The organism is Bacillus haikouensis (genome assembly GCF_013179555.1).
In the GTDB taxonomy this organism is placed as follows: domain Bacteria; phylum Bacillota; class Bacilli; order Bacillales; family Bacillaceae_B; genus Rossellomorea; species Rossellomorea haikouensis_A.
This window is the reverse complement of the sequence record NZ_JABMCR010000131.1, coordinates 1-11,925: the sequence shown is the minus strand read 5'-3', so window position 1 is coordinate 11,925 and position 11,925 is coordinate 1. Positions and strand designations below refer to the sequence as shown.

Annotated in this window: 12 protein-coding genes and 1 pseudogene; 5 read left to right on the top strand and 8 right to left on the bottom strand. The window is 45.8% G+C overall.

Going from position 1 to position 11,925, the window contains the following annotated elements:
- Positions 1-37: 37 nt before the first annotated feature.
- The 4 genes from HP456_RS13415 to HP456_RS13400 form a co-directional block, all read right to left on the bottom strand.
- Positions 38-331: a hypothetical protein gene (locus tag HP456_RS13415; protein WP_172251881.1), complete on the bottom strand. Its 294-nt coding sequence runs from the start codon at positions 329-331 to the stop codon at positions 38-40.
- A gap of 71 nt (positions 332-402) precedes the next feature.
- Complete coding sequence (locus HP456_RS13410) at positions 403-1,716, bottom strand: replicative DNA helicase (RefSeq protein WP_246289035.1); 1,314 nt, start codon at positions 1,714-1,716, stop codon at positions 403-405.
- Complete coding sequence (locus HP456_RS13405) at positions 1,670-1,975, bottom strand: replicative helicase loader/inhibitor (RefSeq protein ID WP_172251879.1); 306 nt, start codon at positions 1,973-1,975, stop codon at positions 1,670-1,672. The genes HP456_RS13410 and HP456_RS13405 overlap by 47 nt, the downstream gene beginning before the upstream one ends.
- A complete protein-coding gene (locus HP456_RS13400) occupies positions 1,965-2,825 on the bottom strand; it encodes a hypothetical protein (RefSeq protein ID WP_172251877.1) in 861 nt (286 codons plus the stop codon). The genes HP456_RS13405 and HP456_RS13400 overlap by 11 nt, the downstream gene beginning before the upstream one ends.
- A gap of 254 nt (positions 2,826-3,079) precedes the next feature.
- On the opposite strand from HP456_RS13400, the gene HP456_RS13395 reads away from it, so the two are divergent.
- The gene (locus tag HP456_RS13395) at positions 3,080-3,904 is read left to right on the top strand and encodes a DUF418 domain-containing protein (protein WP_172251875.1); all 825 of its coding nucleotides are present in this window, start codon (positions 3,080-3,082) and stop codon (positions 3,902-3,904) included.
- 322 nt (positions 3,905-4,226) lie between these two features.
- Here HP456_RS13395 and lsrF read toward each other — a convergent pair whose 3' ends face one another.
- The 4 genes from lsrF to HP456_RS13375 are packed head-to-tail and all read right to left on the bottom strand — an operon-like array spanning position 4,227 to position 7,888.
- Positions 4,227-5,015: a 3-hydroxy-5-phosphonooxypentane-2,4-dione thiolase gene (lsrF, locus tag HP456_RS13390; RefSeq protein ID WP_172251873.1), complete on the bottom strand. Its 789-nt coding sequence runs from the start codon at positions 5,013-5,015 to the stop codon at positions 4,227-4,229.
- A 14-nt stretch (positions 5,016-5,029) separates the two neighbouring features.
- Positions 5,030-5,386: a cupin domain-containing protein gene (locus HP456_RS13385; RefSeq protein WP_172251871.1), complete on the bottom strand. Its 357-nt coding sequence runs from the start codon at positions 5,384-5,386 to the stop codon at positions 5,030-5,032.
- A gap of 14 nt (positions 5,387-5,400) precedes the next feature.
- Positions 5,401-6,969 carry an autoinducer-2 kinase gene (lsrK, locus tag HP456_RS13380; protein WP_172251869.1) on the bottom strand — a complete coding sequence of 523 codons (1,569 nt, stop codon included), beginning with the start codon at positions 6,967-6,969 and terminating at the stop codon, positions 5,401-5,403.
- Complete coding sequence (locus tag HP456_RS13375) at positions 6,947-7,888, bottom strand: sugar-binding transcriptional regulator (protein ID WP_172251885.1); 942 nt, start codon at positions 7,886-7,888, stop codon at positions 6,947-6,949. The genes lsrK and HP456_RS13375 overlap by 23 nt, the downstream gene beginning before the upstream one ends.
- A gap of 278 nt (positions 7,889-8,166) precedes the next feature.
- Here HP456_RS13375 and lsrA point away from each other — a divergent pair, with 278 nt between their 5' ends.
- The 4 genes and pseudogenes from lsrA to HP456_RS13355 form a co-directional block, all read left to right on the top strand.
- On the top strand, positions 8,167-9,675 hold the full coding sequence (lsrA, locus tag HP456_RS13370) for an autoinducer 2 ABC transporter ATP-binding protein LsrA (protein ID WP_172251867.1): 1,509 nt from the start codon (positions 8,167-8,169) through the stop codon (positions 9,673-9,675).
- Complete coding sequence (locus tag HP456_RS13365; RefSeq protein ID WP_172251865.1) at positions 9,676-10,692, top strand: ABC transporter permease; 1,017 nt, start codon at positions 9,676-9,678, stop codon at positions 10,690-10,692.
- Entirely contained in the window at positions 10,688-11,686 is a 999-nt protein-coding gene (locus HP456_RS13360) for an ABC transporter permease (RefSeq protein ID WP_376766214.1), read from the top strand. Before HP456_RS13365 ends, HP456_RS13360 begins: the two co-directional genes overlap by 5 nt.
- A 37-nt stretch (positions 11,687-11,723) precedes the next feature.
- A pseudogene (locus tag HP456_RS13355) lies at positions 11,724-11,925 on the top strand (hypothetical protein); the annotation flags it as partial.

The following is an 11,925-nucleotide window of genomic DNA, read 5'->3' as shown; positions in this document are numbered from 1 at the left end:
ACTGAACAACCCTCTCTCCCCCACAAATACAAAAACATCATCTAAATACCCTCACCCCAAACCAACTCCCCCCAGTCACTCTCTTCCTCCTCACCAACCCTTCCTCCTCCATCCACGTCAACACATCCATCATCACCGCAAACCCCTCACCCTTCATTAAAAACATCCCCTGCTCACAGCACGCCCGCCAAATCTCCCCGTAGCTCAAGAACCCCAGCCCGTCCTCCCTCACATCCGCTGAGCCCATTAAGTCGATCACCAAACGATGCATCTTCCTGCTCTCCTCTATAAAATGAGCCTTCCCCTCAACCGCATACGTTGTCATAAACACCGCCATCACCCCTACTCGTTTTTTAACTGACCATTCTAACCGGGACAAGGTACCTGTCCCCCCGTCCCGCTTCATTTAAACCGTCCGCATTCTTTCTTGAATTTGAGTTTTACGGTTCCGACCGGGCCGTTTCGGTTTTTTGCAATTTTTACTTCTACTTCATTTGCCGCTTCAGAGCCGCTGTTGTAGTATTCATCGCGATAGAGGAAGAGGACGATATCCGCGTCCTGTTCGATGTTGCCGGAGTCGCGGAGGTCAGAGAGCCTCGGGCGTTTATCATCTCTCGATTCCACACCCCGCGAAAGCTGGGACAGCAGGATAATCGGGATCCCGAATTCCTTGGCCATGCTCTTCAGCTGCTTCGTGATATGTCCGATCATCAAGTCATGGCGGTCGAACTGTTCCTTCACTGTGATCAGCTGCAGGTAATCAATCACGACCAGGAACGGTTCGGTGGGATGCTCGCGCTTAAGATTCATGATCCGCTTCCTGATCTCCATCAGCGTGATCAGCCCGTTTTCCGAGAGTTGAAGATTCGCTTTATAGACTGAGTTCAACGCCTCCTGCATCCTCGGCATTTCCTCCTTCGATAAATATTTATACGGGTTATGCCATTTCATCATGTTGATGTCTGATAGATTGCAGAGCAGCCGCTGCATGATTTGTTTCGAGCTCATCTCGAGGGAAAAGAGGAGCGACACCCCCTCTTCACGCGTGCATTCCCATGCAAGCTGGATTGCGAGCGCCGTCTTCCCCATCGACGGCCGTGCCGCCAGAATGATGAGCTCGCCTTCCTTCCATCCGCCGGTCAATCCGTTCAGTGCAGGAAACCCTGTATTCACCCCCGGCATCCCGGTCTTCTCCTCATAAAGAGATTCATAGAGTTCGATGATGATGTTCTCTTTCGACTCTTCATCCTGCGAGAATTCGGTATGCATCTCGATGAGTGCTCTGTACAGGTCCTGGGCGGATTCCGGTGTATAATCGTTCAAAAAATGGTTGGCCGAATTGCGGATCAGGCCCAGTTCATAGTATTTCATTACGATCTTCTCGTAGTGGCCGAGATTCGCGACCGTCGGACAATTTGCCGCGAGCTCCAGGAGATAGGTGACTCCACCTGCATTCTCGATTTGATCCTTTAGCTCTTCGACAAGCGTTACCGGATTGATTTCGATCGTCTTCTTCTGCAGCTCTTTCATCGCTCCGAACACGATCTGGTTTCTCGTCTGGGTGAAGTGCTTCGGTTCAAGGCTCAGCTGGTGGATCATGTCCTGCTCCAGGAGAATCGCCCCGAGGATCATGCTCTCTGCTTCATGCAGCAGCCTTAGGACCGCTTCATCACTGCAAAGGTTTCTTGGGTCCGCCCCACCGTTCAATGTGTTCAACCCGTTCCACCCCCTCCTTCTCCCATTCCCCCAGCATGTCGAGCACCGTCGTTTCCTCCTCTGACAGAACATATAGCTGGGAGACACTCGGCACATATTTGTGCTGTCTGATATGGTCTTCCATCTGTCTTTTCACCAGGTTGAAATCACATTCCCGAAGCAGCCCGAACCACAGATTCATCGTGGTTTCCGGCAGCTTCTTTGTCGGATACGCCAAATGGAGATGTCTCATCAGCTCCATGAACTCATCATTTGTCATAGTCTTTTAAACTCTCCTTCAGCCGGCCAAGCATCTCATCCAGCTCGTCCATCCTCTTCCGCGGCGACTCCCGTCTCTCAAGTGCCTTCAGCAAATACTTCGGACTGTGAATCGTCGCGTTCGGCTCATGCACCTTGATTTTTTCAAACTGCTCATCCATGAACGTCTTCAGCTCGTCCACAGACATTTCATGCAGACTGATCTTCTCAAGTGCCATCTGATCAACCGGTGACAGCGAATAACTTCCGCCCCTCCTCACCAGGAAGTGCTCCGTGATCAGCGTCAATTTATCTGCCATAGTATTCGTTAGGGTGGTGAGTGTTCTTTTCTTTTCGTTCTCTACATTCTTTACATTCTTTACATTCTTATTTCTGTTACCGTTGCTGTTCCGCTCGTCCTTTATTGCTGATTCACGTCGCGAGGGCAAAATGATGCCGGCATCCCCCTTGTGCCGGTTTGTAACGGTCATATCCTCTTCATTTGCCGTAATATCCACAGTCTGCGGATCCTTTACAGGGTCTCTTGCCTCCCTCACCGAGAACAGATACCCGCTCCTGAATTTCTCCGCCGTAAGCAGCCCTTCTTTCTCCAGCCGCTTGATCGACCGCTGAACTCTCGACGAACTAAACCTCTCCTTCTTCTTCCCATTATAGAACCAAAGCTTGTCCTGAAGCTCACCGATCGACAGCACAAACTGCCCCTTCTTCAGCACCCGGTCACCCGCCACAACGCCATCTTTGACTACCGCATGATTCAATATCCACAAATAAATCCGTACATCCTCCGGGTGACAAAACACCCTCGACTCCAAAATCCCTCTTTCAAACTTCGTCCACCCAATCAATGCCATTCCAAATCACTCCTTTTTTCTTATTCACTTTCTATATAGTGATTTAATTGTGAAAAGGATACCTTGGATCAAAACTTTTTAAAAAAAATTCATTCAAACCATTTAAAGGCAGGCAGGTGTTTATTGACGGACGTGCTTTCCCTTTATTTGCTATTCTGTTTGGATATGGGCTCCATCAAGTATTGAAGGGCCAAGAAAGAAAAGGGAACAGCTGGAAGGATACGAAAAAAATCTTTAGACGCAGAGGAGTATGGATGTTAGTGATTGGTTTTTTCCATGCCACACTATTCTTCGCGGATATTATTGGAGTGTATGGTTTCATCGCTCTTCTTTTTGCCAGTTTATTTCTTCGGTTATCCAATCGAAATATGATCATAACCGCCGTGTTTTTTCTTGTGTTGGTGGCAATGTTCGCACCTTCTATGCCAAGAGGATTTGATGCATTAAGTATGGAAGCCGCTAATTCAGCTGCTATTGAAGATCCTATCGAGGCATCCATTACTAGAATGTTTGATTGGATGTTCTACACACCTGTTCTTAGTTATCAAGTCATACCCTGGGTCCTGATAGGTATTTTATTGGCACGTTTTCAGGTAATCGATCATCCGAAGAGCCATAATAAGGCACTTATTACGACTGCCATAATAGGACTTTTACTATCGACTGCTGGCGGGATCCCCATGGCCCTTATGTCATCTTTGTTCTGGACCAATTACAATGATGTTATGGAAGTAACGGCGAAATCACTTCATACAATCACAGGTTATGCAGGTGGAGTGGGATGGACAGCGCTGATTGGATTGCTGGCCATTAAGCTGGACGAGAAAAGTGGGAGATTTACAGAAGCGATTGCAGCGCTTGGACAACGTTCATTGAGTTTTTATCTATTTCAGTCGATTCTGTTTGTTTTCATGTTAGCTCCATATGCTGGTGGTCTTGGCGGGAATATCAGTCAACTAGGGAGTGATTTTATCGCGGTGTTCGTGTGGATTCTTTCAATAGCAGCTGCTAATTATTTGCACCAACGATCTATAAGAGGACCTTTTGAGACCTTTTTACGAAAGAGATCAGCAGTGTGAAGGATGGGGACGGATTTTGGAAGAAGAGAACCGTCCCCATGATGTAATGACTGAACATCAACCCAGCCACATTATGATAGTCAATGTAGAATACCTGAGGAATCCGGATACAACTTCCCCTACAATGGGGGTTGCTTTAGAAAGACCCTTGGCAAACGTCTACTACCCTTGTCTCATATATTCAAATAACACCATGTAAAATAATTAAAATTCCATGAAAAATAGACACTCCAAATAGTTGAAGTATCTATTTAATCGATTTCCCCTGAGACCTTACCTTTGCGGTTCTAATGGACAGCTTCACTCTTTCTGTTCACGCTATCTAAGCCTTCACTTCAGCACAATCCTCATACAACTCCACTGCTTCCTTCACAGAGTATTTCTCATGAACAATCGAATGAATGGCTCTCATCATCGCCAATGGTTGTTCCGATTGCCAGATATTCCGTCCCATATCAACGCCTGCCGCTCCCTGATCCATGGCATTATAGGTGATGTCCAATGCTTCCTTGATGGTGTCAAATTTCGGCCCGCCTGCAATGACAATCGGAACGGGACATTTGCTTGTCACCTGTTCGAAATTCTCACAGTAATAGGTTTTGACAATGTCTGCTCCCATTTCTGACAGCACCCTGGACGCCAAAGCTAAGTATCTTCCATCTCTCTTTTCGAGTTCTTTCCCGACGGCTGTTATGCCCAGGACAGGCAGTCCGTAGTCATGGGCATCCGTTACGGTTTGTGCAAGATTATTAACGGTTTTCGTTTCATTTTCCGAGCCGATGAAAACCGACACTCCCACTCCTATGACATTGTGACGAATCGCTTCTTTAACAGAAGTGACAATCGTTTCATTGGAAAGATCCTTTAATACAGTCGCTCCACCTGACACCCTCAGCACCATTGGCGTTTCAGTGTCTTCCGGGATACATGCAGCGAGTGTGCCCCGTGTTAAGTATAATGAATCTGTGTAAGGAAGCAGGTCCTTGACGGTTTCACCTGGCCTCTCAAGCCCATGAACAGGTCCGAGAAAATAGCCATGATCGATAGCGAGCATGACTGCCCTCTTATTCGGCAAAATTTTATTTAAACGGTTTTGAAATCCCCAACTCATGTAAAAACACTCCTTTAATTGATCTTTGGTTTATCGATAACGACAGAATCGTTTTCCCCGATATGGGGTGACTTGACGAAGACCGCCTTGAAATTCTGGCTGGATGTATTGATCAGATAGTGGGAATCGTGAGGTCTGCATTGAATCATGTCCCCGGGTTTTGCAGGAACACGATCGTCATTTATATAAAAATCGATTTCACCTTCTAAGATGTAAAAGATTTCTTCGCATGTGGTGTGATAATGATTGGGAAAGTCCTGACCTGGTTTTAATACAACTACCCCGATATCGACATTAGGACCTTTGGTCAGATATTTCGGTCCATTGTCTCCGAATCGATAGTCAAAGTCTGACTCGTTCACTTTCTTCATCTTTTCACCTCCTTTCAATGTGGTTGAAATCCAGGTGCTTTCCACATATGGGTGGTCACCTCTTCATCTGCGAGTTGAAGCTGCCGTACGTAGACTCTTCTCCACTTTTCATAGATTTCCAGATAGTTAGAGTGATTGGATTGGTCCGGTTCGTGCACCCGGTCCCACTTGACCACTTTCTCCACTGCTTCCTGAATGGTTGCATACAAGCCTGCCCCCACTCCTGCATAAAGTGCCGTTCCTAGTGCTGCTGATTCTTTGACCAGGGGCACCTTCACTTTCACCCCTAATACATCTGCAAGTGTCTGGCTCCACAATCTGCCCTTTGAGGCACCGCCGGTGAAAATCACTTCCTCTGGATAGGATGAAGTCACTTCTTCAATAAGCTTTAAGTTTCCTAGAGTAATAAGGGCAGCGTTCTCCTGCAGGGACTTAAACATTTCTTTCTTCCCTGTTATTTGCGGATCTAAAGTAAGGTTTATGAAGGAAGGCGCGGCATGTCTCCAGGAATAGTAATTCATAATATCTGAGAAAACCGGGATAATCCCGTTAGAACCGACCGGAACATCCTTTGCTGACTCCTCCAGCAATTCGTAAGGATCACGTCCACTCTCTTTTCCTTTCTTTACTTCTTCTTGGCAGAAGGCATCCCTGAACCACCTCATGACCAGGCCGGGGAAAAAAGCGATCGTTTCAATTTGCCACAGTTCAGGAACAGCATGGCAGTTCACCCGAATTCTCCCTTCCTTATCAAAGAAGGGCTTATTCGTGTTCACTTCCTGCTGCCAAAAGGAACCTCCCGATACCATCGTTTGTTGATCTCCAATGGCTCCGGCACCCACTGCAGCCATTTGGGCATCCCCGCCTCCTGACACTACTTTCGTTCCTTCTGCAAGTCCTGTCATGCCGGCAACCTCAGTTCCAATCTCCCCAATGACCGTTCCAGCTTCATTCACAGGGGGAAAGAAGGAATCCTTCAGTCCACATTCCTGCAGATAACCCGATGCCCACTTTCTTTTGTTCAGATCAAATATCCCTGTCGTGCATCCATTAGATGGATCGGCCTGCAGTGTGCCGGACAATTTATAAAGAATCCAGTCATTCAGCATCGTCATGATGGATACTTGTTCGTATACATCAGGAAGATTATTTTTCAGCCACAAAATTCTCGGTATCGCACCGAGAGCAAACGTCTGCCCTGACAGTTGATATAACGTTTCTTCCAGTTCCTCGCATGTCTGTTTTAAATACGACACTTCTTCTGAAGCCCTCGAATCGACATTCGCACATGCCCAAACTTCCTCACCACTGGAGTTATAGAGGACGATCCCTTCTCTCATGCTTGTCGCACTGATCCCTTTAATCTGCTTCGGATTCACACCAGTCTCTTTCAGCAAGTCTTTAATACAGCCGATAAGCAGTGACCAGTTCGCTTCATAATCAAACCCCATCGAACCCGGGTATCTTTCATCTGAAAGGTGAATCCATTCCTCCTGTGAGCAGCCAATTTGATTTCCGTCTGTATCGAACAAAACAGCACGGAGACTTCCTGTTCCTGCATCAAATGCCAGAATGTAATCCATTTCTTGTCTGTACCTCCATTTCCAATAATGATTTCGCTGTCTCTTCATCTGTAATCATGATGTGAACATACTCTCCCTTTAACGCACCGTAAATTGCTTCTACCTTCTTCTTACCGCCTGCAACTGCAATGACATTTTTGGCATTTTTCAATTTGGATAAAGGGGTCCCGATCAGCCTCTTATGATGAGGCAAATCAAGTATCCTTCCGTTTTTGTCGTAGAACTGGCCCAGAACATCGCCAACTGCCTGCTGCTGCTTAATAAAAGTAAGCTCATTGACGGTCATTTTTTCTTCTTGAATGATGGTGGCATCGGGATATACACCGCCGATACCGACTACGTTGAATTTAGAGAGACTGGCAAGATCGAGAATATCTTTAATGGAAGGTTCCAATAGAAAGCTGTCAGCCATTTCCTCTGTGGAAGCAAGAAAGGGGGCCGGTATTACATGGATTTCTTGAAAATTCTCCATGCCTCCATCCTGTGACCTCCGGCTTTGTAAATAGTAATTGACCCCTCCTGTCAGGGTGACTACGGAAATATTCCGGCTTGGTTCCATGGAAAGGAAGTCCACGGTTTTGCTGATTGCCCTCCCCCAGCCAAGTCCGATGATGTCATTCTCATGCAGCTTATTTTGTAAATATTGTGAAGCTGCCCTTGATAAAGAGCTGCTGATTTCTTTCTCTTTATGGGGGGATGGAATGATGAACGCATCCTTTACGGCAAAGACGCTCTTGAATTCCTCCTCAATCTCCAGGCAATTCCGGTCATGCCCTTTTATATGAAACTGTACGATCCCTTCTCCCCTTGCTTTCTCAAGGAGACGGACAACCTTTGCTCTTGAAATATCTAATAGATTGGCAATTTCATTTTGGGTCAGATTGTCTTTGTAATAGTACCAAGCGACCCTGATCATCATATTTTCTGCATAAATATCTTCACTCACTGTTCTCACCCTCTGTACAATTGTTCGTCAGCCATTTTTTTGTTCAGTCTTACGCAGAGTATATGGACCCCTTGAGAGTTTCAGAACAATAAAAAGAAAAAGTACCTTCAGGAAGAAAGTACTTGTAATATTTTTGAAAGCTACTGTGTAAATAAGTAAAAAGCTCCATAAATAAAATGAACAATATTTCATCGTGATTCTTTTTGTTCAAATGAAAGCGTTTACTAAAATCTGCAGGTGGTGAGAGTACATTGAAAGAAGGGGCCGCTCCTCTATTCCGAACCGTCAACATTCATAAATCATTTTCCGGAAACTCCGTATTGAAAGGTATTTCACTGGATTTACACGAGGGTGAAGTCCATGCACTGGTAGGGGGCAATGGGGCTGGGAAATCGACACTGATGAAAATCATTACAGGATTATATAAGCCAGATGCCGGCACATTGGAGGTATCAGGAGAAAAAGTCTCATTTTCCTCACCGGCAGATGCCCATACACAAGGTATTTACCTGGTTCCTCAGGAACCACTCATTTTCCCGAACATGAGCGTCCAGGAAAACATCCTTATCGGTCTCCCAGGTAAGAAGCAAACTCTTATTCCTAAAATCCAAACGATTATGAAGCAGCTCAATTGGAAAATAGATTTGCAAAGAAGTGCTGCATCCCTTTCGATAGCCGAACAGCAGCTTGTTGAAATTCTTAGGGGACTAACACGTGAAGCTAGAATGTTGATTTTGGATGAACCTACTTCCACATTAACCTTCGGAGAGATTGATTCACTTTTCCAAACGATCAAAACACTCACAAATGAAGGACTAGGCGTGTTCTATATTACTCATCGTTTCCCTGAAATCTTTATGCTTTCCAATACCGTATCCATCCTCCGCGATGGGCTGGTCTCAGCTCAAGGACCAACCGCTGCCTTTACGTATGAATCATTGCTCCAGGGACTGCTCCCTGCCAATACAAAAGACCTTGGTCAAGAGAGCACCTCATTTGATTTCACAGATTCAACCGTTGATGCACCCGCAGTTCTATCGGTTGAGAGCCTTTCTGGAAGCCGCTTTCAAAACATTTCATTCGAGTTAAAGAAAGGGGAAATCCTGGGCATTGCCGGTGTCGTCGGGGCAGGACGAACTGAATTGGCTGAAGCGGTCTTTGGACTTACCAAAATTAAAGCTGGAAACATCATTTTATGTGATGAAAGCATTAATCACTTGCCAATTAAGAAGCGGATCCATAAAGGTCTTGTGTATGTTCCAGAGGATCGGCAGCTTCACGGTGTCTTTTCCATTACCTCCATTCAAAGTAATGTATCTTCTACTCTGCTCCATCGCTGGAGAAATTTCTTTATACCCTTTCATCGGGAAAAAAGAACGGCTGCAACTTATATGAAAAATCTAAGAATCAAAGCAAACAATGAAAAGCAGCTCCTTAGTGATTTATCTGGAGGCAATCAGCAAAAAGTCGTGCTTTCTAAATACCTTGCAGCCCAACCGAAAGTGATGATCCTTGATGAACCAACGAGAGGAATTGATGCCAGTGCCAGGAACGATATCTATCGCATCATCAAAGACCTTAAAGCAACAGGTCTCGCAGTCATCCTGATTTCCTCTGATATAGAAGAGATTGAAAGGCTAAGCGACCGCGTTCTCGTGATGCATCAAGGTAAAACAGTGAATGTCTTGTCCAAAGAAGAAATCACCAAAGACGCCATTACATCCCTTTCCTTCGGTGCTAATAATGAGGTGGTGAAATAAATGATTCGGTTTCTTAAAACACGTGAATTATCCATTGTTCTGTTAATGGTTGCGTATATTCTCCTTGTCGGGGCATTCAATCAGGACTTTCTTGCCGGCGACTCCCTTTCCCTGCTTGTCAAAGCAAGCGTGATCCTGATCGTCATGGCCATTGGTCAATCCTTTGTCCTCCTCACTTCCAATATAGATGTTTCCGTCGGGTCGATTATGGGTTTGTCCGCTGCCGTTTGCGGGGTACTCTTGACTTCCGGGTATTCTCCTTGGCTTATGGTGCCTATCGTGATCCTCCTTGGTGCGGGAATTGGCTTTCTGAATGGGATCGGTGTTTCCTTCTTCCGGATTCCTTCTATAATTATGACCCTTGGCATGCTTGGCGTCGTGAGAGGAAGCATGCTCCTTTACACAAAAGGGATGTGGATCGAGGATATCCCGAATTACTTTAAGAAGCTGGCCTCCTTTAAAATGGCCGGCATCACGCTGCCTGTGTGGATTGCGATATTCCTTTTAGTCGCCACCCATTTTCTCTTAAAAAAGACGAGGATCGGTCAGTACTTCTATGCTGTCGGTGACAATGCGGAAGGGGCAAGGCTGGTTGGAATCCCTGTGCGGAAAATTACCTTGGCTGCGTTTATCGTGTCTGGAATGTCCGCTTCCATTGCAGGAATGTTCTTTGTCATGAACATAGGATTCGTTCCCAATCAAACCGGAAATGGAATGGAACTTCAGGTCATAGCAGCAGCCGTACTTGGAGGTGTCAGTCTTTCCGGTGGACTTGGAAGTATACTCGGTGCAGGGGTTGGCGCCATCTTCTTTACGATTATCAACAACTCATTGATTTTCTTGAAAGTACCGTCCTATTATAACTCTGCTATTTCCGGGCTGCTCTTGCTGGTGATCGTGGTGGGTGATTCGAAACTTCAAAAATACCTGAAAGAGAAAACATTTAAGCAGCGGGAAATGGAATTAATGAAGCTCCAATCCCGCCAAGGAGGTGTTGAAAGTGTTACAAAAAATTAAGCTCTTTCTGATCTGGGAAACCTTTCTTACATTCTTTTTCATCTTCATCCTGCTGGCATTCGGACTGATGATTCCCGGATTCTTAGATATGAGCAACCTGCTTTACAGCATCAATGATTTTGCCTATATCGCGCTGGCCGCTATTCCGATGACCTTTGTGATTATTACCGGCGGGATTGATGTATCAGTGGGATCAATTATGGGGCTGTCTTCCATTACACTTGGCGTGTTGTGGATGAATGGTATGGATATTTGGCTGGCTCTGATCGTGACGTTGCTTGTGTCCATGGCAGCAGGATTTGTGAACGGCATGATCGTAGCCGCCACCAGCGTTCAGCCCCTTGTCGTCACCCTTGGCGGAATGTTCTTATTCTCCGGTATTGCCCTGGTTCTTTCCGGAGGCTCAAGTGCATCCGGGTATGAAGGGATCAGCGGATTTCCCAATGCTTTCGTTGAACTGGCAAACGGTCAGCTCCTGGGAATACCGAACTCAATATGGATTCTGTTCTCGACCATGGTTATATTCGGTGCCCTTCTCCATCTAACTCGTTACGGCCGTAACGTCTTCTTAGTTGGAATTAATATAAAAGCTGCAAGATACAGTGGTATATCCACAAAATGGACCCTGATGAGCACCTATATGCTCTCAGGACTAGGAGGTGGAATCAGCGGAATCATCCTCACATCCTACTTCAGTTCAGCACGTTCCGATCTCGGAGCTGATGCCGTACTGCCGGTCATTACTGCGGTAGTACTCGGCGGGACCAGTATTTTCGGTGGAAAGGGAAGTATTTATGGTACAGCCATTGCAAGCTTGATCATCGGCGTCACGCAATACGGTCTGCAAATGGCCAGCATGACCAGTCAACAAACAAGCGTCGTCATCGGTCTCATGTTAATTTTCTCAGTTCTGTTCAGAAACTCAGATTGGCAAAATTTCAAAAGAATCTTTCAGCAAGTATCCAGTTTCAGTCATAAAAAAGGAGGAATTTAAAGTGAAACATCTAAAACCAATTGCTTTATTTCTGTGTATGCTACTGATTGCCGGATCCTTAATGGCTTGTGGGAACTCAGGTGAAAAAGCTTCGAATGAAGATGGCGGCAAAAAAGATGCAAAGCTTGCCTTCATCCCTAAACTAACAGGTGTCGGCTTCTTCACATCGGGTGGCCAGGGGGCGAAAGAAATGGCGGATTCCTTAGATGTAGAATTAAAGTATGACGGACCGTCTGAAG

What these genes read in the sequence shown, in the direction of transcription:
- HP456_RS13405 (WP_172251879.1), bottom strand. Translation starts at nt 1,975, where the DNA reads ATGACAAATGATGAGTTCATGGAGCTGATGAGACATCTCCATTTGGCG.
- HP456_RS13400 (WP_172251877.1), bottom strand. Translation starts at nt 2,825, where the DNA reads ATGGCATTGATTGGGTGGACGAAGTTTGAAAGAGGGATTTTGGAGTCG.
- HP456_RS13395 (WP_172251875.1), top strand. Translation starts at nt 3,080, where the DNA reads ATGTTAGTGATTGGTTTTTTCCATGCCACACTATTCTTCGCGGATATT.
- lsrF (WP_172251873.1), bottom strand. Translation starts at nt 5,015, where the DNA reads ATGAGTTGGGGATTTCAAAACCGTTTAAATAAAATTTTGCCGAATAAG.
- HP456_RS13385 (WP_172251871.1), bottom strand. Translation starts at nt 5,386, where the DNA reads ATGAAGAAAGTGAACGAGTCAGACTTTGACTATCGATTCGGAGACAAT.
- lsrK (WP_172251869.1), bottom strand. Translation starts at nt 6,969, where the DNA reads ATGGATTACATTCTGGCATTTGATGCAGGAACAGGAAGTCTCCGTGCT.
- HP456_RS13375 (WP_172251885.1), bottom strand. Translation starts at nt 7,888, where the DNA reads ATGATGATCAGGGTCGCTTGGTACTATTACAAAGACAATCTGACCCAA.
- HP456_RS13365 (WP_172251865.1), top strand. Translation starts at nt 9,676, where the DNA reads ATGATTCGGTTTCTTAAAACACGTGAATTATCCATTGTTCTGTTAATG.